Source organism: Haloferax marinisediminis, assembly GCF_009674585.1.
GTDB classification, from domain to species: domain Archaea; phylum Halobacteriota; class Halobacteria; order Halobacteriales; family Haloferacaceae; genus Haloferax; species Haloferax marinisediminis.
In genome coordinates, this window is sequence record NZ_WKJP01000001.1 from 1,633,425 (window position 1) to 1,652,902 (window position 19,478).

General features: G+C 63.0%; 25 protein-coding genes. 8 read left to right on the plus strand and 17 right to left on the minus strand.

What is annotated here, in order from left to right; translation table 11 throughout:
- Window positions 1-26: 26 nt before the first annotated feature.
- The gene (gene tmcA / locus GJR98_RS08490) at window positions 27-2,312 is read right to left on the minus strand and encodes a tRNA(Met) cytidine acetyltransferase TmcA (protein ID WP_151137326.1); all 2,286 of its coding nucleotides are present in this window, start codon (window positions 2,310-2,312) and stop codon (window positions 27-29) included.
- Between the two features lie 336 nt (window positions 2,313-2,648).
- Between tmcA and rpl7ae the strand changes: the two genes are divergently transcribed.
- The 6 genes from rpl7ae to GJR98_RS08520 all read left to right on the plus strand — a co-directional run bounded on the left by rpl7ae (window position 2,649) and on the right by GJR98_RS08520 (window position 5,588).
- Window positions 2,649-3,011, plus strand: coding sequence for a 50S ribosomal protein L7Ae (gene rpl7ae, locus GJR98_RS08495; protein ID WP_151137328.1), 363 nt, complete (start codon window positions 2,649-2,651; stop codon window positions 3,009-3,011).
- A gap of 6 nt (window positions 3,012-3,017) precedes the next feature.
- Entirely contained in the window at window positions 3,018-3,242 is a 225-nt protein-coding gene (locus GJR98_RS08500) for a 30S ribosomal protein S28e (protein WP_004060228.1), read from the plus strand.
- Window positions 3,243-3,244: 2 nt separating this feature from the next.
- On the plus strand, window positions 3,245-3,448 hold the full coding sequence (locus GJR98_RS08505) for a 50S ribosomal protein L24e (protein ID WP_058572098.1): 204 nt from the start codon (window positions 3,245-3,247) through the stop codon (window positions 3,446-3,448).
- Window positions 3,449-3,913 carry a nucleoside-diphosphate kinase gene (ndk, locus tag GJR98_RS08510; protein WP_151137330.1) on the plus strand — a complete coding sequence of 155 codons (465 nt, stop codon included), beginning with the start codon at window positions 3,449-3,451 and terminating at the stop codon, window positions 3,911-3,913.
- A 227-nt stretch (window positions 3,914-4,140) separates the two neighbouring features.
- Window positions 4,141-4,695, plus strand: a complete 555-nt coding sequence (locus GJR98_RS08515) for a hypothetical protein (RefSeq protein ID WP_151137332.1) — start codon at window positions 4,141-4,143, stop codon at window positions 4,693-4,695.
- An 80-nt stretch (window positions 4,696-4,775) separates the two neighbouring features.
- A complete protein-coding gene (locus GJR98_RS08520; RefSeq protein ID WP_151137334.1) occupies window positions 4,776-5,588 on the plus strand; it encodes a class I SAM-dependent methyltransferase in 813 nt (270 codons plus the stop codon).
- Between the two features lie 39 nt (window positions 5,589-5,627).
- Here the strand turns inward: GJR98_RS08520 and GJR98_RS08525 are convergent, their stop codons facing one another.
- From GJR98_RS08525 to GJR98_RS08565, 9 genes are all read right to left on the minus strand, one after another.
- Window positions 5,628-6,632 (minus strand): cupredoxin domain-containing protein, encoded by a 1,005-nt coding sequence (locus GJR98_RS08525; RefSeq protein WP_225316386.1) that lies wholly within the window; start codon window positions 6,630-6,632, stop codon window positions 5,628-5,630.
- A 188-nt stretch (window positions 6,633-6,820) separates the two neighbouring features.
- Window positions 6,821-7,894, minus strand: coding sequence for a methionine synthase (locus tag GJR98_RS08530; protein WP_151137336.1), 1,074 nt, complete (start codon window positions 7,892-7,894; stop codon window positions 6,821-6,823).
- On the minus strand, window positions 7,891-8,898 hold the full coding sequence (locus GJR98_RS08535; protein ID WP_151137338.1) for a 5-methyltetrahydropteroyltriglutamate--homocysteine methyltransferase: 1,008 nt from the start codon (window positions 8,896-8,898) through the stop codon (window positions 7,891-7,893). The genes GJR98_RS08530 and GJR98_RS08535 overlap by 4 nt, the downstream gene beginning before the upstream one ends.
- Before the next feature lie 59 nt (window positions 8,899-8,957).
- On the minus strand, window positions 8,958-9,554 hold the full coding sequence (locus GJR98_RS08540; RefSeq protein ID WP_151137340.1) for a HemK2/MTQ2 family protein methyltransferase: 597 nt from the start codon (window positions 9,552-9,554) through the stop codon (window positions 8,958-8,960).
- Window positions 9,547-10,749, minus strand: a complete 1,203-nt coding sequence (locus GJR98_RS08545) for a mechanosensitive ion channel family protein (protein ID WP_151137342.1) — start codon at window positions 10,747-10,749, stop codon at window positions 9,547-9,549. Before GJR98_RS08545 ends, GJR98_RS08540 begins: the two co-directional genes overlap by 8 nt.
- Window positions 10,750-10,752: 3 nt before the next feature.
- Window positions 10,753-11,616 carry a 16S ribosomal RNA methyltransferase A gene (locus tag GJR98_RS08550; RefSeq protein ID WP_151137344.1) on the minus strand — a complete coding sequence of 288 codons (864 nt, stop codon included), beginning with the start codon at window positions 11,614-11,616 and terminating at the stop codon, window positions 10,753-10,755.
- A gap of 43 nt (window positions 11,617-11,659) precedes the next feature.
- A complete protein-coding gene (locus GJR98_RS08555; RefSeq protein ID WP_151137346.1) occupies window positions 11,660-12,250 on the minus strand; it encodes a DUF655 domain-containing protein in 591 nt (196 codons plus the stop codon).
- Window positions 12,251-12,303: 53 nt separating this feature from the next.
- Window positions 12,304-12,660, minus strand: a complete 357-nt coding sequence (locus GJR98_RS08560) for an RNA polymerase Rpb4 family protein (protein WP_151137348.1) — start codon at window positions 12,658-12,660, stop codon at window positions 12,304-12,306.
- A 3-nt stretch (window positions 12,661-12,663) separates the two neighbouring features.
- Window positions 12,664-12,954 (minus strand): 50S ribosomal protein L21e, encoded by a 291-nt coding sequence (locus GJR98_RS08565; RefSeq protein ID WP_151137350.1) that lies wholly within the window; start codon window positions 12,952-12,954, stop codon window positions 12,664-12,666.
- Window positions 12,955-13,077: 123 nt separating this feature from the next.
- On the opposite strand from GJR98_RS08565, the gene GJR98_RS08570 reads away from it, so the two are divergent.
- A complete protein-coding gene (locus GJR98_RS08570; protein WP_151137352.1) occupies window positions 13,078-14,238 on the plus strand; it encodes a cystathionine gamma-synthase in 1,161 nt (386 codons plus the stop codon).
- A 119-nt stretch (window positions 14,239-14,357) separates the two neighbouring features.
- Window positions 14,358-14,612 carry a hypothetical protein gene (locus tag GJR98_RS08575; protein WP_151137354.1) on the plus strand — a complete coding sequence of 85 codons (255 nt, stop codon included), beginning with the start codon at window positions 14,358-14,360 and terminating at the stop codon, window positions 14,610-14,612.
- A gap of 65 nt (window positions 14,613-14,677) precedes the next feature.
- Here the strand turns inward: GJR98_RS08575 and GJR98_RS08580 are convergent, their stop codons facing one another.
- The 7 genes from GJR98_RS08580 to GJR98_RS08610 form a co-directional block, all read right to left on the minus strand.
- Window positions 14,678-14,944, minus strand: coding sequence for an elongation factor 1-beta (locus GJR98_RS08580; RefSeq protein ID WP_007543492.1), 267 nt, complete (start codon window positions 14,942-14,944; stop codon window positions 14,678-14,680).
- A 2-nt stretch (window positions 14,945-14,946) separates the two neighbouring features.
- Window positions 14,947-15,126 carry an HVO_2753 family zinc finger protein gene (locus tag GJR98_RS08585; protein ID WP_004042997.1) on the minus strand — a complete coding sequence of 60 codons (180 nt, stop codon included), beginning with the start codon at window positions 15,124-15,126 and terminating at the stop codon, window positions 14,947-14,949.
- Between the two features lie 82 nt (window positions 15,127-15,208).
- The gene (locus GJR98_RS08590) at window positions 15,209-16,486 is read right to left on the minus strand and encodes a tripartite tricarboxylate transporter permease (RefSeq protein ID WP_151137356.1); all 1,278 of its coding nucleotides are present in this window, start codon (window positions 16,484-16,486) and stop codon (window positions 15,209-15,211) included.
- Window positions 16,487-16,679: 193 nt separating this feature from the next.
- Window positions 16,680-17,012, minus strand: a complete 333-nt coding sequence (gene rpl12p / locus GJR98_RS08595; protein WP_151137358.1) for a 50S ribosomal protein P1 — start codon at window positions 17,010-17,012, stop codon at window positions 16,680-16,682.
- A 24-nt stretch (window positions 17,013-17,036) separates the two neighbouring features.
- Window positions 17,037-18,074: a 50S ribosomal protein L10 gene (locus GJR98_RS08600; RefSeq protein ID WP_151137360.1), complete on the minus strand. Its 1,038-nt coding sequence runs from the start codon at window positions 18,072-18,074 to the stop codon at window positions 17,037-17,039.
- On the minus strand, window positions 18,071-18,709 hold the full coding sequence (locus GJR98_RS08605) for a 50S ribosomal protein L1 (protein ID WP_151137362.1): 639 nt from the start codon (window positions 18,707-18,709) through the stop codon (window positions 18,071-18,073). Before GJR98_RS08605 ends, GJR98_RS08600 begins: the two co-directional genes overlap by 4 nt.
- 250 nt (window positions 18,710-18,959) lie before the next feature.
- The gene (locus GJR98_RS08610) at window positions 18,960-19,439 is read right to left on the minus strand and encodes a 50S ribosomal protein L11 (RefSeq protein WP_151137364.1); all 480 of its coding nucleotides are present in this window, start codon (window positions 19,437-19,439) and stop codon (window positions 18,960-18,962) included.
- Between the last annotated feature and the right edge of the window lie 39 nt (window positions 19,440-19,478).

The following is a 19,478-nucleotide window of genomic DNA, read 5'->3' on the forward strand; positions in this document are numbered from 1 at the left end:
CCGCCCGCGTGGTGACGCGAGTACGATTACAGATACCTCTCGCGCTCGTCGTGCGCGACGTCTCCGCCGTACTCGTCGACGAGCGGTTCGTACGCGTCGCCGAGGGCACGCATACACTGCGCAGTCGAGTGGAAGCCGAGTTCGTCGGCCACAGAAGACCACCGCTGAGTCTGGAGTACCTTCCTGACGAGCAGGCGCTCTTCGCGGTCGGTGAGTGACGCGCGTTCGGGGGAAATCAGGTGCGCGAGTGCGAGGCGGCGGAACGCGCCCGGTGCCGTCGTGTAGAGACCCGGCCCGTAGGATGCACCGACGACGACGCGCCACTCGTAGTCCGAAAGCGACGGGTCGTCGTCGATGTCGACAGACGCGAGTGCGGCCCGCGCGACGTCCGGGTCGAGGTCGGAGAGCGCGTCTCCGAGGACGTCGCCGATGCGCTGGACGAACCACTCGGCGTGTCGGTCGTGGAGGGCGTGGCCCGCTGTCGAGAGCGGGAGCAACATGAGCGCGGAGTACTCACCGCTCGTGTCGTTTCGAGTCGTCGAGAGGTGGACGGTCCCGTAGTCGTTCTCGCGCCAGAACGAGAGGAGTTCGGGCGTCGCGCCGAATCCGACCCCGAGGTAATCGGCGTCGTCCTCGAACTCGTCGCGAATCGCCGAGAGCAAGCGCGACCCGAGTCCCGACGACCTGACGGCGTGGTGGGTTGCGATTCGCATCACGCGATAGCCGACTGGAATCCCGGCGTCTTCGTCGCGGAGTTGACTCGTGAACACGTCGGGGAGCATGTTCCCACGGATTCGGCCGCCGTCGTACATGTGGCGACGCGTCTCTGCATCGAGGTTACCCTCGCGTGCGAGCAAGGCGACAGAGACGACTCGGCCCTCGTAGGTGAGCGCCCTGAGCGTCAGGTTGGGCGCGTCGAGGAGACGAGCCAAGTCGTCAGGCTCGGTTCGGTAGTGGGCGAGGACGAGCAGTCCGAACGCCTCTCGAAGGAGGTGTTCGTCGGCGAGCAAATCGTCCGGTGTGAGCGTCTGATACTCGACAGACGCCGGGGTCGCGTCCGCAATCAACTGCGCGACGGGCGGGCGAGCGTCGAGCAACAGGGCTCTGAACGTCCACGATTCGACGGGGTCGCCGGCAGCGTAGCGAATCGGGTCGTCGAGTCGAACGTCGGTGACGGTGTGTGAGGACTCGTCCAGTCTATCCCGGAACCTGACGGCGAACCCGCGCCCTGCTCCCTCGTACCCGCGAACGGTCGTACAGAAGGCGACCGAGGGGGCATCGAGAAACGACGTGAGGAGACGAACCGGGAGGGCGGCGGCTTCGTCGACGACGACGGCGTCGGCAGTGGTCGCCGCCGCACCTGCTTCGGTTGGGGCAACGTATCGGATACGTCCGCCACGCGACGACGACAGGTCGAACTCGTCCGCACTTCCCGACTGGAAGTCGCCGAGTTCTCTGAGGAGTCGTTCGGCCCGGACGAACACTTCGGCGGCGTTGCGTCTCCCCGGTGCCGTGACGACTACGTCGCGTCCCTCAGCAGCGAGACTTCCGGCGGCGAGGCCTGCCGCGCTCGATTTCCCCCGTCCTCGGTCTGCTTCGACGACGACGGCGGTCTCCGGTTCGGCGAGTGCTTCGAGTTCGGCGAGTGCGTCGGCTTGGTCGGCAGTGAGACAGTCTTCGTATGCGCGACGCGGGAACCGCCGGTCACTTGGGACCGACGGAAGCGCCGTGTCGAACGAGATTCCCTGTCTGTACGCACCGTCGCGTTCGACGGTCCCGGTGTCGAGGTTCACGAGCGCGATACCGGGGTGGTCACGCAGCGTCGAGACGAGTCGGCCGCGGAAGCGACCGGTCACGTCGTCGGTGGTAAACGGTGGGACGGCGAGGCGTTCGTCGAACGAGTCGCGGCGAGTGACCCACTCGTCGGGGGGTGGGGTGAGGAGGACGAGGAGGCCGCCGCCGTCGACGGCACCGGCGACGCGCCCGAGCGTGTTCGCGGAGAAGTCCTCGTGGGCGTCGAGGACGACGATGGTTCGTGTCGTCCCGAGGAGTTTCGACGCCTGTCGTGGCTCGACGCGGTCGAAACGGAATCCCTCGCGAGTCGTGACGAACGTCACCTCGTCTTCTGGGACGTCTGCACCGCGAACCACGTCGAAGGCGGCGTCGATGCCGGCGTCTCGGTCGCCCGAAAAGACGAGAAGTCGGCGCTGGTCGGTGTCCATCGCCTCGTCGCGGCGGGCGGACGCGAGCGACTCCACGTCGAGTGTGCCGGCGGTGTCGTCGTCGCGAGCGTCGTCGCCGGGGGTGGTCATACCTCTCGTTTTCCCGCGAGCATATTCACTTCCTTCGGTCGGGGCGCACTGCCAGTGGTCGTCTGCTCACGGGCGAGTCTCGTAGGTGTTCAAATTCCTCCATTTTTTGGAGACATTCTCGGTGGCGAGATGCCCGAATCTCGGGGTATGCGGACTCATCGCACGCCGGTACGATTTTGAAAGCGCTTTTATGGGGTCCGAAGTAAGGAAAGGTTACAGCCTGTCCGGGGTTGATGAACCTCCTCGCCGTAGGGAATATGCCCACCCATCGCGACCGACCGACGGGTGACGCCGGCGAGGGAGTCGAGCCCGCGAGCAGGATTTAGGTGAACAACAATGGCAGTCTACGTAGATTTCGACGTACCGGCCGACCTCGCTGACAGCGCCGTCGCGGCGCTCGAGGTCGCCCGAGATACTGGTATCGTGAAGAAAGGAACCAACGAAACGACCAAGTCCATCGAGCGCGGCAACGCTCAGCTCGTCCTCATCGCGGAGGACGTCTCCCCCGAGGAGATCGTCATGCACCTCCCCGAACTCGCAGACGAGAAGGGCATCCCGTTCATCTTCGTCGAGACGCAGGACGACATCGGCCACGCCGCCGGTCTCGAAGTCGGCAGTGCCGCTGCCGCCATCGTCGACGCTGGCGAAGCGGCCGACGATGTCGAGGACATCGCGACTAAGGTCGAGGACCTTCGATAACCGACCATGAGCGCGGACGAACAAGCCAGCGACTCGACGCCCGCGGAAGTCATCGAAGTCGTTGGAAAGACTGGGATGCACGGCGAGGCCATGCAGGTCAAATGCCGCATCCGTGAGGGCTCCAACAAGGGCCGTATCATCACGCGAAACGTGCTGGGTCCCGTCCGCGAGGGCGACATCCTTCAGCTCCGCGAGACCCAGCGTGACGCCGACTCCATCGGAGGTCAGTAATCATGGTCGAGAAGCGAACGTGTGACTACAGTGGTGAAGAAATCGAGCCCGGAACGGGCACGATGTACGTCAAGGTCGACGGAACCATCCTCCACTTCAAGAACTCGAAGGCCGAGAAGAACTACTTCCTCGGTCGCGAGGCTCGTGACCTCGAGTGGACGGAAGCCGGTCGACGCGCACGCGGTCGCGCGGAGGAGGACAACTAAATGTCCGACGCCGAGCGTACCTTCGTGATGGTCAAGCCGGACGGTGTCCAGCGCGGTCTCATCGGCGACATCGTCTCCCGCTTCGAAGAGCGTGGTCTGAAGATGGTCGGTGGCAAGTTCATGCAGATTTCGGAAGAACTCGCCCACGACCACTACGGTGAGCACGAAGGCAAGCCGTTCTTCGAGGGTCTCGTGGACTTCATCACGTCCGGACCCGTCTTCGCGATGGTCTGGGAAGGTCAGGACGCGACGCGGCAGGTCCGCCAGATGATGGGCGAGACCGACCCCGCCGAGTCCGCCCCCGGTACCATCCGCGGCGACTACGGTCTCGACCTCGGTCGGAACGTCATCCACGGCTCCGACCACGAGGACGAGGGCGCAAACGAGCGCGAAATCGACCTGTTCTTCGACGAAGACGAACTGGTCGACTACGAGCGCATCGACGAGACCTGGCTCTACGAGTAAGTCTCGTCTCGATTTTCCACTTTCTCACTCGAGAGGAGCGACGGCCATCTCGGCCCACGTCCTCTCGTCCGCGCTCTCTCCGAGACGAACACCCGGTCGTCGTCTCGGGATGAGTCGTGGTACCACCGACCCTTCGACACGCGAGCTGGTTAGATACCGTCTACAGGTCCTGACCGTCAGGTCTGGCGCAAATAACCGCTTTGCTCGTCGCCAGCGAAGTGGAGGGCATGGTGGAATTGGAACTCGTCCTCATCACACTGCTGGTGATGTTCTTCGTGGGCGCAATTGCGATGCTCGGGGTGACGGCGGCCGCCGCGTGGGTGACTGCACGACTCGCAACGAACGCGTTAGCTCTGGCTCGACCGGTGGTACTCGGTCCAACCGACATCCGCGACGTCGAACTCAAAGTCGCCGGACTACGTGCGCTCGACCACGTCGACGCCGGCGTCGTCACTGCTGTCGTTCCAGAGCGAAGACGAGGGACGCGCGGACTCGACCGATTTTCGTTGACCGACGGTGTCCGATTCGACCTCGCGCTCGCGACGCCCGACGACAGAACCGCACGACTCTGGGTACCGTTTCCGACCAAGCTGACTGGTGAGTCCCGACTCGAACGTGTCGCCGAGGCGTGCGGTGTCTTCCCGGACGAAATCTCGGATGCAGTGGGAACGGAACTGCCACTCGTCCGGGATGCAGATGGACGATGGCACGTCGGTGAAGCACGACCCCGTGACTACCACAGTAACGTGGACGAGCGAGCGTACGAACCCGACTGGGCCTGACGAGTCCCGTACACCGACGTACCGTATCCTGATACAGTCGAGGTGACAAAGCACTTATTCCACTCTCCCGGGAGCGACGTATGGACGATTTTCGCTCGACCAACCGCGACCACTGGGACGAGTTGGCCGACCTCCATCCATCGACACCACTCTACGATGTGGATGGATTCTTGGACGGAGAGTCGAGCCTCATGGACCTCGAACGCGACGAACTCGGGTCAGTCGAAGGGAAGTCGCTCCTCCACCTCCAGTGCCACTTCGGCATGGACACGCTCTCGTGGGCACGAGAAGGCGCGACAGTCACCGGAATCGATTTCTCTCCGAAGGCAATCGAGATGGCTCGCGAACTCCGCGACGAGGCCGGAATCGACGCCGGCCAGGCCCGCTTTGTCGAGAGCGACGTCTACGAACTCCCAGAGAATCTCGACGGTGAGTTCGACATCGTGTTCACCTCCTACGGTGCGATTACGTGGCTCTCAGATATCGGCCGGTGGGCTGAAATCATCGACCACTTCCTCACGCCCGGTGGGACGTTCTACATCGCCGAAGTCCACCCCGTCGTCGGGGCGGTCAGCGAGACGAATGGCGAGTTCGCAAAGTTCGAGTATCCGTACTTCTCCGACGAGGTCCACCGATTCGAGAGCGACGAAGGCTACGCCAGCGATGACAAAATCGAGCACGGAACGACCTTCTATTGGGCACACACGACGGGCGATATCCTGAACGCGCTCATCACTGCTGGCCTCGATATCGAGTTCGTCCACGAGTTCCCGAAGATTTGCTACGAGCGCTTCCCGAATCTCGTCGAAGGCGACGATGGGTGGTGGCGCTTCCCCACCGGGAAGCCAGACATTCCGATGACGCTGTCTATTCGGGCGACGAAGCGGGACTAACAGCTCAAAAAAGAACGGACGGTCGAACCGCGAGCGATTTCAGGCACCTCCACGGTATTCTTCGACGACAGTCTCCCACGAGACACGTCCCTCGCTAACGATGTTCTCGGGGGTGAGTGCTTCCGTCTCGAAGACTGCTGCCTCACTTGGGAGGTTCGGGTCGAGTCCTTGGAGGAATAACGGCAAGACGTTCATCTCTTCTGGCGGTCTGCCGGTCTCTTCTATCGAGAGTTCGGGGACGTCACCATCGGTCACGACCACACGCGACACCATGCCGAATATCTGGTGTGGGGGACAGTAGAAGTCGTACACGCCCGGCGTTTCGAACTTGTACAGCCAGTACCCACCGACGGGCACGAGTGGCGACGAAATCGGTCCGACGCCCTCCGGGACACGGTTCTGCCGTCCGTGTCGCTCGTGGTACGCTGAAACGCCGTGGTCCGGCGTCTCTGCGCTGTAGATGACCACATCGCCCGGTTCGACTGTGAGTCCAGTCGGTTCGTAGTGGAACGCTGTGCTCTCGGCGAGGAGTGTTGCGAGTTCTTCGACCGTCAGTGTCACATCTCCCTCCGGGGTCGGCGCAGTTACTTCGGCGGTCGGGTCGCTCAGTTCGCCGGCCTCGACGACGCCGTCTGCGGCAGCGGCGTTGATTTCAGCAATCGTGTCCTCGTCGAGGACACCCGGTGCTGTGAAGGCGAACAACTCCTCCGGGAGGTCGATGTGTAGTTCGACCTCGTGTGCCGGTCTGACGGGTTGTTTGAACGCCTCGAAGCAGTCTTCCCCTGATTCTCCCGAACACGGGTTTGGTTCCGCCGATGCGTACCCGAATATCGGGTCTAACTCGTTCGGTTCTGGCCCACCACCACTGTTACCGTTGTCCGGTGTCGAATCGTCTTCTCCGTTCTCGTCACTCTGTGCGACGGCAGTTCCCATCGCCATCCCGAGAAACGCCGATGCCCCAGCGGCGCGCAGGAGACTCCGACGTGCTATCGGGAGCCACTGTTGCTCGTCGCTCGGTTCACCCGCTGCTGGTGTGATTGTCACATTCTACCACCATATGAAATGACAACGTGTTCAAATATAAACTCGCGTAACGTTCAATGTTGTTGATAATCAGACGGTATTGAAAAGCGTGGAATACTGGTGGTACGATTCGCGAGAACGGCTATCACGCAGACGTATTCGACCGAAAAGAGAAGAAAAGAGAGTGACCAGCGTCGAGCGACTATCGCTCAGTCGGCGGACTGGACGGGTTCTGCGAGGTCGATTTCGCCCGCGTCGAGTTCGGCTTCGACTTCACGGGCGGCTTTGACCATGTTCTCCATCTTCTGGTAGGCCACCTTGCGGGGCAGGAGTTTCACACCACAGTCCGGCGAGATGGTGAGTTTCTCCGGTGGGACGACCTTCAGACCCTGCTTGATGTTCTCTTTGATCTCCTCGACCGTCTCGACTTCCGCGTCGTGAACGTCGACGACACCGAGCGCGAGGTCGGGTTCGAACTCGGGGTCGGTGAACACGTCGATTTGGTCGTAGCCACCGTTGCAGAGCTCCACGTCGAACTCGTCGATGGGGAAGTCGTTGAGTTCGGGGTAGATGCGCGAGTAGTCACCGTAACAGACGTGCAGGCCGATGCGAACCTCGTCCGGGACGCCCGAGACGATGCGTTCGAGACACTCGCCGACGATGGCGTGGTCGTCGGGCGTCGTCGCCAGTGCGGGTTCGTCGATTTGGATGTACGTCGCGCCTGCGTTGACGAGCTGCTCGATTTCCTCGTTGACGAGGTCGGCGAGGGCGTAGGCGAGTTCTGCCTCGCTGTCGTAGTGTTCGTTGAACGACCAGCTGGCGAGGGTGTACGGACCCGTGATGGGTACCTTGACGGGCTTGGAAGCGACGTCGCGGGTGAACTCGAACTCGTCGACGAGCCACGGTTCGTCGTACTCGACCTCTCCGACGACGGAGGGCTTGTCGAAGTAGTTGTGGCCCCAGACCTTCACTGGGCCGTTGAACTCGTAGCCCGGGATGCGGTGGGCGAAGTACTCGACCATCTCTTCACGGCGCATCTCGCCGTCGACGACGGTGTCGAGACCAGCGCGCTCGTGTTCGTTCGTGATGACGCGACAGGCGTCGTCGTGGGCCTCGTGGAGGTGCTCTTCGGTGAACTTGGAGTCGGGGTCCTCGGCGAGGTCGTTCGCGCGGTTGAGCCACTTCGGCTTCGGGTACGACCCGACGACGGTCGTGAGCAGGAAGTGTTCGTTCTCGTGGTTCTCGGGGCGGAACTGCTCGCGGTTCTCGGCGTCACGGCTCATGCTTCCACCTCCAGTTCGTCTTCGGTCGCAGCAGCGAGTGCAGCGAGTTTCTCCGTCGCGCGGTTCTCCGGCAGGTAGAACAGTTCGGTGTTAGAGGTCACGTACGCAGTGTCGAACGTCTTGTTCTGGACGCGGTCGAGCGTCCACTCGACGCGCTCGCGGACCGTCGCAGGGTCTTCGACCAGCGTGTTCTGGCCGTCGACGAGGCCGAGCGCGATGTCGTCTTTCGTGCCGTACTCGTTGATGTTGTAGAACGTCTGGTCGCGGTCACCGGCGACGAAGTCGAAGCCGATTGCGTCCACGTCGGCGTCCATCAGGTGCGCGTAGACTTTCTCTTCGAGCGACCCCCAGTAGGTGTGGACGACGACGTTGGCGTCCGTAGCGTCGGCGACTGCCGAGATGGCTTCGGGAACCTGCGCGTCGATGTCTTCGGCCGGCGGCGACTCGACGAGCGAGGGTTCGAGGAGGAACAGCGTCTCGTGTTCCGGGAAGGCGTCGACTTCGCCGGCGAGGAACTCACTGACTGCATCGAGGAACTCCGCCTCGTCTCCGTAGTACTCGTCGGTCGAGAGGTCAGCCAGCGAGTACGGACCGGGGAGAACGGCCTGCAGCGACTCGTCGCCGAGGAGGTCGGCCGTCTTGTCGAGTTCGGCCGCGACGTCACCGGAGAAGGTGAGTTCGCCGCGGACCTGCGGGTCGCGGTAGAAGTTGTTGTTGTCGTAGTAGCGGACGATACCGCCGGTCTCGACGTTCTCGTGGACCGTCAGCGGGTGCGCGAGCATGTCGTCCCAGCGGAGTTGGCCTTCGACGACGTGGTCGAGGCCGGCGTCGACTTGCTCAGAGACGACTTCCTCGCGGGCGCGGTCGTACGCGCTCACGATATCCGAGCCTTCGTTGCCGGAGATGAGGTCGTGTTTCTGGTGTCCTTTGAGGTCGGAGAGCGTCTGCTTCGCCCAATCCGGGAGGGGATACAGCCCCGGTGTTGTCGAGACGAGTTCGGTCATCACCCGTCGCTAAGAAATGACGCCGTATAATATTTCCTGTATGGACAAATGCGTGTGAGTTATTTTAGTGCGAGAACCGTGAGCGTCTCGTAGGGGTACGACTCCTGAACGACGACTTCGTGACCGAAGCCGTTCTCTTCAGCCCGAGCGAGGACCTCGTCGTATCCGGTCAGACTGCTCACGAGGAGGTACACCTCACCGCCGGGTTTGAGCACCCGACCGACAGTGTCGAGAAACGGATTGATGATTTCGCGGCCGTCTTTCCCGCCGGTGAGTGCGACTTCCATCCAGTCGTCGCGGGCCGCTTCGAGGTCTTCGGGGAGGTACGGCGGGTTGAACGCGACGGCGTCGAACGAGTCGTCACGGAAGGGCGAGACGAGATTCCCACGCACCACGTGGAACCCACGCTCGCCCTCCTCGCGGAGTGCAGCAGACCGCTCTGCTGCCTGCTCGCACGCGTGTGGATTCAGGTCGCTCGCCACCACCTCGGCGTCCGTCTTTCGGACGAGTTGTTCTGCCACCCACCCGGACCCGGTGCCGACTTCGAGGACACGACCAGAGACACGTCCGATAACGGCCTGTGCGAGGAGGCCCGAGTCTTCGGCGGGTTGGTAGACGGAGGTGTTCATCCCGCGGCGTTCTGCGAGGTCAGTCATTTCGGCCCTCAGAGGGTCCGCTGTTCTGGGGAGTGGCCTGCGATGGGGCGTCAGTGAGTGGAACCGGCCCCGACTGTCCGCGCGACGAGAGTTCGCGCTGTGGGAACGGGATGCTGATGTCCGCTTCGTCGAACGCCTCGCGGATGGCGCTGATTACGGCGGTCTGCGCTTGCCACTTGCGGCGCGCACTCGGGCGGTCTATCCACGGACGCACCCCGAGGACGACGGCGGAGTCGTCGAACCGCTTGGCGACGACCTGTGGTTGGGGCACCGACATGGTCTCGTCGAGGCTTTCGACGGCATCCTGTGCCACCGAGGCGGCGTGGTCGAGGTCTGTCTCGTAGTCGACGCCGACTTCCACTTCGAGACGGAGTCGGCCCTTACGACTCCGATTGACGAGGCTCTCGGAACTCACCACGTCGTTCGGAATCATCACGTACTCCCCGTCGAACGTCTGGATTCGGGTGTTCACGACCGTGATATCGGTGACGATGCCCTCGTGATTTCCGACTTCGACCCAGTCGCCGATTTCGAACGGTCGGGAGAACATCAAGACGAAGCCTGCGATGAGGGCACCGAGCGTCTGTCTCGCGGCCATCCCGACCACGATACCGAGGAATCCGGCCCCGACGAGGATGCCACCGAGGTCCGCCTGCCAGATTCCGAGGATGACGACGACGGCGACGAGGTACGTCGAAACCTGCGCGAGACGGAAGATAATCTCGCGCTGGTGGTCGGATATCTCGGGTCGCGTACTCGCGACTTCGCTGATGAGTCTGCCGAGGACGGTAGTGACGACGTACGCACCGACGAGGAACGCCGCAGAGAGGGCAATCTGCACGAGTGTGTCCGTCCCGAGTCCGTACTGTTCGGACAACGTGGCGATGTCGCCCGAAGACGACCAGACCGAAAAGAGGAACACTCCACCGAGGACGACACCGACGAGGCGGAACAGCGTGACGCCGAGGTGCCAGATAGCCGACGAGACGTTCTCGGAATCTCTGTCGTGCAGTCGCGCACCGAGCGACCAGATGGCGACGATTACAGCGAGCGCCAGGGCGCTCGCGCCGATGCGCAACTCGACCGACGGGAACAACGTCGCAAAGTCGATTGGTGCGTTGCTCTGGAGGGCGACTATCGAGTGTGTGTGAGGAGACATGGAGGACAGAAGGGAGGCGTACACGGGGTGTGTCATAGTTTACAAGCCGACGTCTGCGGCCAGTTGGGCGAGTTCGGCGAACTCTGCGGGTGCCATGTTTCCGGCGCGTTTCCGGAGGACGTCTTCGTCAGCGGCATCGACGACTGCGTCGGGGTCGGACAACCCAGAGATGTGTGGCGTGTTTCGAATCCCGTTGCGAATCGTCTTGCGACGCTGGGTGAACAACGCCTTCACGAAGTCGAGGAAGAACTCCTCGTCGTCGACCTCGTAGTCCGGCGCACGCGGCGTCACGCGGACGATGGCGCTCTGGACAGCGGGTTTGGGGGCGAAAGCTTCACGAGGAACGATTTCACAGACGTCGACCTCGCCGTAGTGTTGTGCGCTCACCGAGAGGCGGCCGTACTCGGACGTTCCCGAGTCGGCGGCCATCCGCTCGCCGAACTCTTTCTGGAACATGAGCACGAGCGGTTTTCCTCGCGGGAGGAGACGGAACGATATCTCCGAGGAGATGCCGTACGGGAGGTTCGAGACACACGCCGTGAACTCGGGGAGGTCCACCTCGAGTGCGTCGCCTTCGATGACCGTGAGGCGACCCGCCTCGACTTCGTCGGCGAACTCACGGCGGAGATGCGCCGCGAACGTCCCGTCCTGTTCGACGACGGTCACACGGTCTGCGACGTCGAGGAGTCGGTCGGTCAGGACGCCCGGTCCACCACCGATTTCGAGGATGTGAGATTTGTCTGTGTCCTCGGGGAGATACGTCGGGATTCGGTCGACGACGCGGTCGTCGACGAGGAAGTGCTGGTCTCGGTCGGGGTCACCGCGGACGCCTGCCCGGCGGATGAGCGCGTCCGGGTCGCGTGTGCCGGCCGCGCGAGCCTGTTCGCTTCCGTCGCTCGTCATTGCCAGAGGTAGCGTGTGCGGCCGGGTAAAACTCCCGTTCCACTTATTGGTCGTTTCGAACGAACGTCTTGTACTTCACGTCGTCGTCGTGGAGTTCGTCGAGGATGCGCTCGACGATGACCTCTTTCGGATGGTGAAGCCCGGAGACGCGCTCGTGGAGGTCGTCGAACGACTCGAACGGGCCGTAGCGCTTCCGCTCTTCGAGAATCTTGTCCCGCAGCTTCTTGCCGATACCGGGGAGCAAGTTGAGTTGGTGGAGGCGAAGCGTAATCGGTTGGGCCTCGTTGTAGAAGTTCACGAAGCGTGCTTCGTCGGCGTCGACAATGTCCTGGACGACGTACTCTAATTCGGAGTCCGCCGTATTCGAGAGGTCACCGTACGACAACCGCTCGACGTTCTGGACGACTTCGCGGTCTGCAACTGGCGCGACGACGACGCGGTCGCCGATGCTCACGTCCGCGTCTTCAGCCAGCGTCAACTCGAGGAGACGGAAGTTCGACTCGTCGAGCGCGTAGGCGATGGGCTCTGCGTCGAACCGTCGTCGGCCATCATTTTGACGCCCGTGCCGGAGCACGTCGAGCAACACGGCGTACTCGACCGTTGCGTCGGCGTCGCCGCTCTCCGAAGCTGTCATGTCAGTAGATACGACGAGGCTATATTTAAATAGTTGGCCGCGCCGTCGCCCGTTCAGACGTACTTGGCGACGACGTTGAGAATCTCGTCGAGTTCGTCGCCAGAGAGTGCGTACCGTTGCTGGGCGAACACCGCACGCAGTTCGTCGCGGGACTCCGGCAGGAGGTCCGCGATTTTGATTGCGGTGGGGGCGTCGACTTTCTCAAGTTCGGCGAGCTCCTCGACGAGTTCGCGAGATTCCTCGGGGTCGAGGTGGGCGAACCGGTTGACGTGCTCGATTGCACGCGCCAGCTCGTAGCGCATCTCGCGCTCTTCGTCGGCAGCGCGTTCCGCCTCAACCTCGGCGAGGAGTTCTTTGACCTCAGACGTGGTCAGGTACTCCTCGTCGAGCTTTTCTTTGAAGATGGTCATCGCTTACTGCTGGGCGCGCAGGTGAGCGGGCCGGACGATAACCAGCTTCTCTTTGCCACCGTCGTTGATCTGGACCTTGAACGCACGGCCCTGTTTCCCGACGACCTCACCGGTGAGGCCGTTGAAGCGCGGGTGGAACCGTCCCTCGCGCACGCTCGGGTCGAGGTTGAGATGAACCTTCTGACCCTCGTCGAATTCGGCGATAGAGCGCTGCGGCGGCGAAGTACCGCGCTCGCGCGGCTTGTTCGAGAGCTTTCCTCGCGTCCCCTTCATTGGACCATTGGAGCTCGGCATAGTCGTGAGAACGAGTACTTGCGTCGCCATTATAAATTGCACGTTACGAACCGCGCGTGTGCATCTCCCGCGTGGTCGCGGCGGAGGGACGGACTTAACCCGAGTCGGTGCGGGGGTTCGCGTATGACCGAAGACGAGCGACGCATCGAGACGCGCGCCATCCACGCTGGGCAGGAGCCCGACGAGGAGACGGGCGCGCTCATGACGCCAATCTACGCGAACTCCACGTACGTACAGGACGGCCCTGGCGACCACCGTGGCTACGAATACTCTCGGACGGGGAATCCGACGCGGACCGACCTCGAAACGAATCTCGCGGCGCTCGAAGGCGGCTCGTACGGCCGGGCGTTCTCCTCGGGGATGGGTGCAATCAACACCGTCCTCAACCTGCTCGAAGCGGGCGACCACGTCGTCGCCGGCAACGACGTCTATGGGGGAACACACCGCATCTTCACGCAGGTCTACGAGAAGTACGACCTCGAATTCGACTTCGTCGAGACGACCGACCACGACGCCGTCCGCGACGCTGTCCGCGACGAGACGGAACTCGTGTGGGTCGAGACGCCGACGAACCCCCTCATGCGCGTCAACGACATCGAAGCGCTGGCCGACATCGCCCACGAAGCCGATGCGCTCTGCGCCGTCGACAACACCTTCGCGACGCCGTACCTCCAGCGCCCGCTCGAACACGGTGCCGACATCGTCTCGCACTCGCTGACGAAGTACCTCGGTGGCCACTCCGACATCGTCGGTGGCGCGCTCGTCACCGACGACGAGGAGCTCGACGAGGAGATTGGCTTCTACCAGAACTCCGTGGGTGCGACGCCCTCGCCGTTCGACTGCTTCCTCGTCCTCCGTGGGACGAAGACGCTGCCCGTCCGCATGGACCGTCACTGCGACAACGCCCGTGAACTCGCCGCGTGGCTCGACGACCACGAAGCCGTCTCTGAAGTGTTCTATCCCGGTCTCGACTCCCACCCGCAACACGAACTCGCGGCCGAACAGATGGACGACTTCGGCGGCATGCTCTCGTTCGAACTGGACGGGACGCTCGAACAGGCGTCGACAGTCGTCAAAGAGACCGAGGTGTTCACGCTCGCCGAGAGCCTCGGCGGCGTCGAGAGTCTCATCGAGCAACCCGCGGCGATGACGCACGCCGCCATCCCCCGCGAAGAACGTCTCGAAGCGGGACTCACCGACGGTCTCATCCGTGTCTCGGTCGGCATCGAACACATCGACGACATGAAAGCAGACTTCGAACAGGCGTTCGGCGAAGCGTTCTGACCGGGGTCTCGTCTTCTCATTTCCTCCTCGAAGAACGCCGTTCTGGGCATCGAAACGGTTGTTTCCGACTTCTGGGAACCCGAGCAAGGGTTATAGACTATGACGATGAATCATTACATATGTCCCAGGAGTCAGCATCACTGAGCGCAGAGTTCGTCCAACAACCGACCCCAGAACTGGTCGACCACGTATTCGTCGACTCCGACGACCGAGAGGGAACGAGCCACAGCGCCGAACAGTTCGGTATCGGCCTCGCCGGCGGTGTCCTCCTCGGCGGAATCGTAGGTCTCATCGTGGGATCGCTCCAGCTTGGCGTCCTGTACGGGTTACTCTTCGGCGTCGTCGTCGGCCTCTACCTGATGGAAGTCCGCTGAGACGGTCGCTCGCCAACGCAGTCGCTCAGCGGGATGCAGTTTCGCGGAAAAGGTCGGTCGTTCAGTTAGATACGGCCGACGTTCTCGACGGAGACGGACTCGACGCCGTCGACTTCCGTGAACGCCTCTTCGACAGCCTCGGTGCCGCCAGCGTCGTCAGGGACGATGACCGTCGGCAGGAGTGCGACGAGACCGAACGCGACGTCGTCGCGCTCGAATCCCTTGATCTTCGCACCCTCGGGGAGGGAGTCTTCGAGCTTGTCCTCGAGGTCGTCGAGGTCCAGCTCGGGGCTGTTCGGCATGACCTTGATTTTAGCGGCTACTTTTCCCATGATTATGGACCCATGAACCCGCAGTCGGGGCACTCGTAGAGGTTGCTCTGCTTGCGGCACTTGGAACAACGCGAAATCTCCTGGCCACAGTCGGGGCACTTGAACGTCGCGGCGCTCATGCCAGCGATGTTGATGCCACAGGACACACACTGGTGCGCGTGTCGCTGTTCGGACTCGCTCATACGTTGAACAACCGGCGCGCGACTTTTAACCGTTGTCTTTCCGGGTTCTCTGGGGGCACTCTGTGGCCCACGTCGACATACCTCATCCGAGGACCAACGGGCCCATGAGCACGCTCATCAGGTGGACACGGCGGCATCCGAGTCGCACCGGGACGAACCCCACGACTGCCGCGACAGCGAGAACGCCCACGCCGCCCACGCCTGCGAACGCCCACGAGAGGACGACGAGGAAGGCACAGACGGCGGTGACGAGTCGTCGCTGGTCGACCCGACCGACGAGTTCCAACAGGTGGTCACCGACGACCGGGACGAACACCGCTCCACACGTGCCCGCGACGATGGTCACCGGCACTGCCATCCAGAGCCCAGACGGTAAGTCGGCGGCCGTGAGTGCGACGAGCGCCCCGGTTCGCGGCGTTCCCAACCCGGCCAACGCGAACAGCGCGAACACCGTCGTCGCAGTCGTGGCCGCACTCGTCGCTGTGACGTACGCTCGCGCCGACTCGTCTGGGTCGTCTGCGGGGAGGACGGCGAGTGCGAGTGTCCCAGCAATCCCGGCGGAGACACCGGGGAGATAGCCAACGAACGCGCCGCCACCCGTCCCGGCGAGGACACTCCGGAGCACTGCCTGCGGCGACGTACCGAGCGTCGTATCACCCTGTGGCGGGACACCAGCGCCATCTCGTGCATCGAGGAGTACGGGCACGCCAAACAGCCCCGCCAAGAGCGGGGCCAACACGCCGCCGACAGGGAGCGGTCCGGCGAAGGGTCTCCCAAGGACAGCGAGACCCACCCCCGTCGCTGTGGCGATGGTCACCCCCGCAGCGAGTTTCGCGCGCGCCGTCGGTTCCGTCCAGACGAGGGCGGCCACGATAGCACCGAGTGCCATCCACAGGTTGTCGCGGACGAGGGGGTAGACGTGGACCGTGGCTTCAGTTATCGGGACGGCAACAGGCACGGCGAGACAGAGTGCGGCACCGCTTCCGAGCGCCGACAGTCGAAGTGCCTCGCGTCCTCGTCCACCCAAGACGAGTCGATGACCCGGCAGTGCACCGGGTGCGAGCGCAGCATCCGGAACGCCGAGTGCCAGCGCCGGCACCACGTCGAGGAACGTGTGGACGGTGGCCGCAGCGAGGATGGTGGCGGCAATCGCTGTGGGCGGGCCGGGAACGCTGGACGCCACGCTGGCAAGCACGAGCGCGAACGCGTTGGCGTGGAGGCCGGGGACGAGTCCAGAGCACGTCCCGAGGAGGATGCCAACCGCGACACCGACGGCGACGGCGACAGTCGGGTCCGACGTGGAGAGGAGACTGGTCGCGACGGCGGAGCGAGTAACACCGACCGCGCCAGTGAGCCACATCGCTCCGAGGTGGTCCCGGTCTGGGATATGAATCTACGCAGTTGGAACTCTCGTTTCGAACCGCTCGGAGTAGGTCGAATCCGCGCGCTCGGTGTGTCGAATCGGTGACGAGCGCTGACGCTCAGGGTGTGTCGAAAGAAAGCAGAATTGGGAAGCGAGTTAGGCCGCGAATGCGGCGTGTGTCTCGCGAGGTTTAGCCGAAGAGGGCGCCGAGGCCTTCGCCGTCAGCGTCTTCGTCTTCGTCGTCGTCGCCTTCGTCGGCGGCTTCTTCTTCAGCGGCTTCCTCTTCGTCGTCGTCGTCAGCGGCCTCGACCTCGCCACCAGCGCTGCCTGCAGCAGGTGCGGGGGCAGCGGCGGCCGTCTCGATGGCCTCTTCGATGTCGACGTCCTCGAGCGCGGCGACGAGCGCCTTGACGCGGGACTCTTCGACATCGACACCGGCAGCCTCGAGGACTGCGGTGATGTTCTCTTCGTTGATCTCTTCTTCCGTCTCGTTCAGGATGAGTGCGGCGTAGACGTATTCCATTGTTGTGTTCCTCGTTGTGTGTTGTTAGAACAGCGAGCCGAGAGCGTCGCCTGCTTCGTCACCTTCGTCGTCGTCGGTGTCGTCGGCTTCGGCCTCGTCGGCTTCTGCTTCTGCTTCTTCTTCGTCCGTCGATTCGTCTTCCGCAGCGGGTTCCGCGCTCTGCGCGGAGACGCCACGAAGTTCCTCAGGGAGTGCCTCTTCGTCGTCGATGTTGGCTGCGAGCGCGCGCAGTTGGGCGTCCGCCTTCGAGATGAGCTCCGGCATGAAGTCCGGGCTCTCGATGTTGGCGAACAGACCGACTGCCTTGGCCTCGCCGGTCGCCTTCGCGATGAGCGTCGGCGCGGTCTGGGTCGTCGGGTAGACCGCGTTGACCGAGAGGTTCGTCGCAGCGGCGACGGCCGACTGGATGTCGGCGCGGTACTCGTCCACGTCGATGGCGAGTTCGTCGGGTTCGAACAGGACGCCTTCGGAGAAGACGCCACGAAGGTCGAGACCGACCTCCTTGGGCTCGATACCGAGTTCTGCCAGGACGTTGGAGAGTTCCTCGGAGACTTCCTCGCCCGCAGAGAGGACGTGGGAGTCTTCGGTCACCTTGATGGAGCCGTCCATAATGCGAGCGGACGCTCCGACCTGCTGGAGTTCGCCAACGAACGGACCCGGGTCTACACCCGTGTCACCCTCGGGGATGACGATGTCGTTCGGGGCGACCTCACCAGCGTTGATGGGCGCAGGCGTCTTCGACGCCTCGAGCTCTTTGTACAGTGCGAACGGGTTGTCGTTCGTACCGATGAGCGCGACTTGCCCGGCGACGTACTCTTTGAGTTCCTCGAAGCCGTCGTCGACCTGGTCGAGGGCGCGGTTCACGAGCGTGTTACGGCTCATGCGGACCTGCGCGGAGCCGTGCAGCTCGCGGCGCATGGCCTGAAGCTGGCGGCTCGGAATGCCCGCGACGCCAACGACACCGACGGATTCGTAGGATTCGACGAAGTCGACGAGCTTGTCGACTTCGTCCTGCTTCCACTGCGGAATAACCTCGGTCTGTCGGGTCTCAGATTCGCTCATGCGGGCACCTCCACGGATGGACCCATCGTCGTTTTCACGAAGATAGAGTCGATGTTGAGGGGGCCCTTTTCGAGCGTCGCTTCGAGACGACGAACGATAACGTCGATGTTCTCCGCGATCTCGTCAGGGGTCATGTCGTCCGCACCGACGCGCGTGTGGAACGTGCGACGGTCGCGGGAACGGAGTTGCACCGTGTTCTTCATCCGATTCACCGTCTCGACGACGTCGTCGTCGGGCTGAAGCGGGGTCGGCATCTTACCACGAGGACCGAGCACGGTACCAAGGTAGCGACCGATGTCCTGCATCAGTGCTGCCTCAGCAACGAAGAAGTCGGTCTCGTCAGCAAGGTCTTTCGCCGCATCAGTGTCGTCACCGAAGTCTTCGAGCTCGTTCGGCCCGAGAACCTCGTCGGCGACATCTTCAGCGCGGAGCGCGGTTTCACCGGTCGCGAACACCACAATCTGGGTGTCCTGGCCGGTGCCAGACGGGAGCACGACGCTCTCGTCGACACGCTTCGACGGGTCGTTAAGATCTAGATCGCGCAGGTTCACGGCGAGGTCAACCGTTTCGCGGAAGTTCCGCCCAGGTGCCTCGTCGAGTGCGCGAGTGACTGCGTCAACTATTGTGTCTGCCATTATTCACCTCCGTAGTACGCAGGATTGCTCCTACGGGTCAGTGAAACAGGCTACTGCCTGCCTCGTCCGGCAGGACGAGTAGGCTCAACTTAAGTCCGTCGAAGAAAGGGCGTCGAGGCGCCCGAATTCGGGCGTTTCGCGTGCCAAGCGCACACATGCAGACACACGAGACTACGCGTATTGTGGAGAGAAGAAAGCGGGCCGAGGAGACTCGACCCGACGGAAAGTGCGGTTCGACGTGGCGAGACGATTATTCGTCGTCGAACTGGTCGTCGAACTCGCCGCCGTCGATGCGCTCTTTGAACGTCCGAGCGTCTTCGCCCTCGACGGTGACGCCGAGCGACGCACACGTGCCGGCGACTTCCTTCGAGGCGTTCTTGAGGTCGTACGCGAGCAGGTCAGAGGACTTCTGCTTGGCGACCTTCTTCAGCTGTTCGATGGAGATGTTGGCGACGAAGTCCTTCTGGGGCTCGCCGCTGCCAGTCTCGAATCCGACCTCGTCCTTGATGAGGGCAGCCGTCGGCGGGACACCGACCTCGATCGAGAACGAACCGTCGTCTTCGTACTCGACGGTGACGGGCACTTCCATGCCGTCGAACGCTGCCGTCTGGTCGTTAATCTGGTTGACGACGTCCTGCACGTCGACGGGGGTCGGGCCAAGTTCCGGGCCGAGCGGCGGGCCGGGGTTCGCCTTCCCGCCGGGAACGAGTACTTCGATAGTTCCAGCCATACGTGGAAACACCGTGTGGCGACTTTTAACGGTTTTCTT

Bases quoted from the DNA above. Each gene is read 5' to 3' on its own strand.
- GJR98_RS08515 (WP_151137332.1), top strand. From the start codon at position 4,141: ATGGTGGAATTGGAACTCGTCCTCATCACACTGCTGGTGATGTTCTTC.
- GJR98_RS08535 (WP_151137338.1), bottom strand. From the start codon at position 8,898: ATGACCGAACTCGTCTCGACAACACCGGGGCTGTATCCCCTCCCGGAT.
- rpl7ae (WP_151137328.1), top strand. From the start codon at position 2,649: ATGGCAGTCTACGTAGATTTCGACGTACCGGCCGACCTCGCTGACAGC.
- tmcA (WP_151137326.1), bottom strand. From the start codon at position 2,312: ATGACCACCCCCGGCGACGACGCTCGCGACGACGACACCGCCGGCACA.
- GJR98_RS08555 (WP_151137346.1), bottom strand. From the start codon at position 12,250: ATGACAGCTTCGGAGAGCGGCGACGCCGACGCAACGGTCGAGTACGCC.
- GJR98_RS08605 (WP_151137362.1), bottom strand. From the start codon at position 18,709: ATGGCAGACACAATAGTTGACGCAGTCACTCGCGCACTCGACGAGGCA.
- rpl12p (WP_151137358.1), bottom strand. From the start codon at position 17,012: ATGGAATACGTCTACGCCGCACTCATCCTGAACGAGACGGAAGAAGAG.
- GJR98_RS08530 (WP_151137336.1), bottom strand. From the start codon at position 7,894: ATGAGCCGTGACGCCGAGAACCGCGAGCAGTTCCGCCCCGAGAACCAC.
- GJR98_RS08600 (WP_151137360.1), bottom strand. From the start codon at position 18,074: ATGAGCGAATCTGAGACCCGACAGACCGAGGTTATTCCGCAGTGGAAG.
- GJR98_RS08500 (WP_004060228.1), top strand. From the start codon at position 3,018: ATGAGCGCGGACGAACAAGCCAGCGACTCGACGCCCGCGGAAGTCATC.
- GJR98_RS08545 (WP_151137342.1), bottom strand. From the start codon at position 10,749: ATGACACACCCCGTGTACGCCTCCCTTCTGTCCTCCATGTCTCCTCAC.
- GJR98_RS08540 (WP_151137340.1), bottom strand. From the start codon at position 9,554: ATGACTGACCTCGCAGAACGCCGCGGGATGAACACCTCCGTCTACCAA.
- GJR98_RS08570 (WP_151137352.1), top strand. From the start codon at position 13,078: ATGACCGAAGACGAGCGACGCATCGAGACGCGCGCCATCCACGCTGGG.
- GJR98_RS08565 (WP_151137350.1), bottom strand. From the start codon at position 12,954: ATGCCGAGCTCCAATGGTCCAATGAAGGGGACGCGAGGAAAGCTCTCG.
- GJR98_RS08610 (WP_151137364.1), bottom strand. From the start codon at position 19,439: ATGGCTGGAACTATCGAAGTACTCGTTCCCGGCGGGAAGGCGAACCCC.
- GJR98_RS08590 (WP_151137356.1), bottom strand. From the start codon at position 16,486: ATGTGGCTCACTGGCGCGGTCGGTGTTACTCGCTCCGCCGTCGCGACC.
- GJR98_RS08520 (WP_151137334.1), top strand. From the start codon at position 4,776: ATGGACGATTTTCGCTCGACCAACCGCGACCACTGGGACGAGTTGGCC.
- GJR98_RS08585 (WP_004042997.1), bottom strand. From the start codon at position 15,126: ATGAGCGAGTCCGAACAGCGACACGCGCACCAGTGTGTGTCCTGTGGC.
- GJR98_RS08575 (WP_151137354.1), top strand. From the start codon at position 14,358: ATGTCCCAGGAGTCAGCATCACTGAGCGCAGAGTTCGTCCAACAACCG.
- GJR98_RS08505 (WP_058572098.1), top strand. From the start codon at position 3,245: ATGGTCGAGAAGCGAACGTGTGACTACAGTGGTGAAGAAATCGAGCCC.
- GJR98_RS08580 (WP_007543492.1), bottom strand. From the start codon at position 14,944: ATGGGAAAAGTAGCCGCTAAAATCAAGGTCATGCCGAACAGCCCCGAG.
- GJR98_RS08560 (WP_151137348.1), bottom strand. From the start codon at position 12,660: ATGACCATCTTCAAAGAAAAGCTCGACGAGGAGTACCTGACCACGTCT.
- GJR98_RS08550 (WP_151137344.1), bottom strand. From the start codon at position 11,616: ATGACGAGCGACGGAAGCGAACAGGCTCGCGCGGCCGGCACACGCGAC.
- ndk (WP_151137330.1), top strand. From the start codon at position 3,449: ATGTCCGACGCCGAGCGTACCTTCGTGATGGTCAAGCCGGACGGTGTC.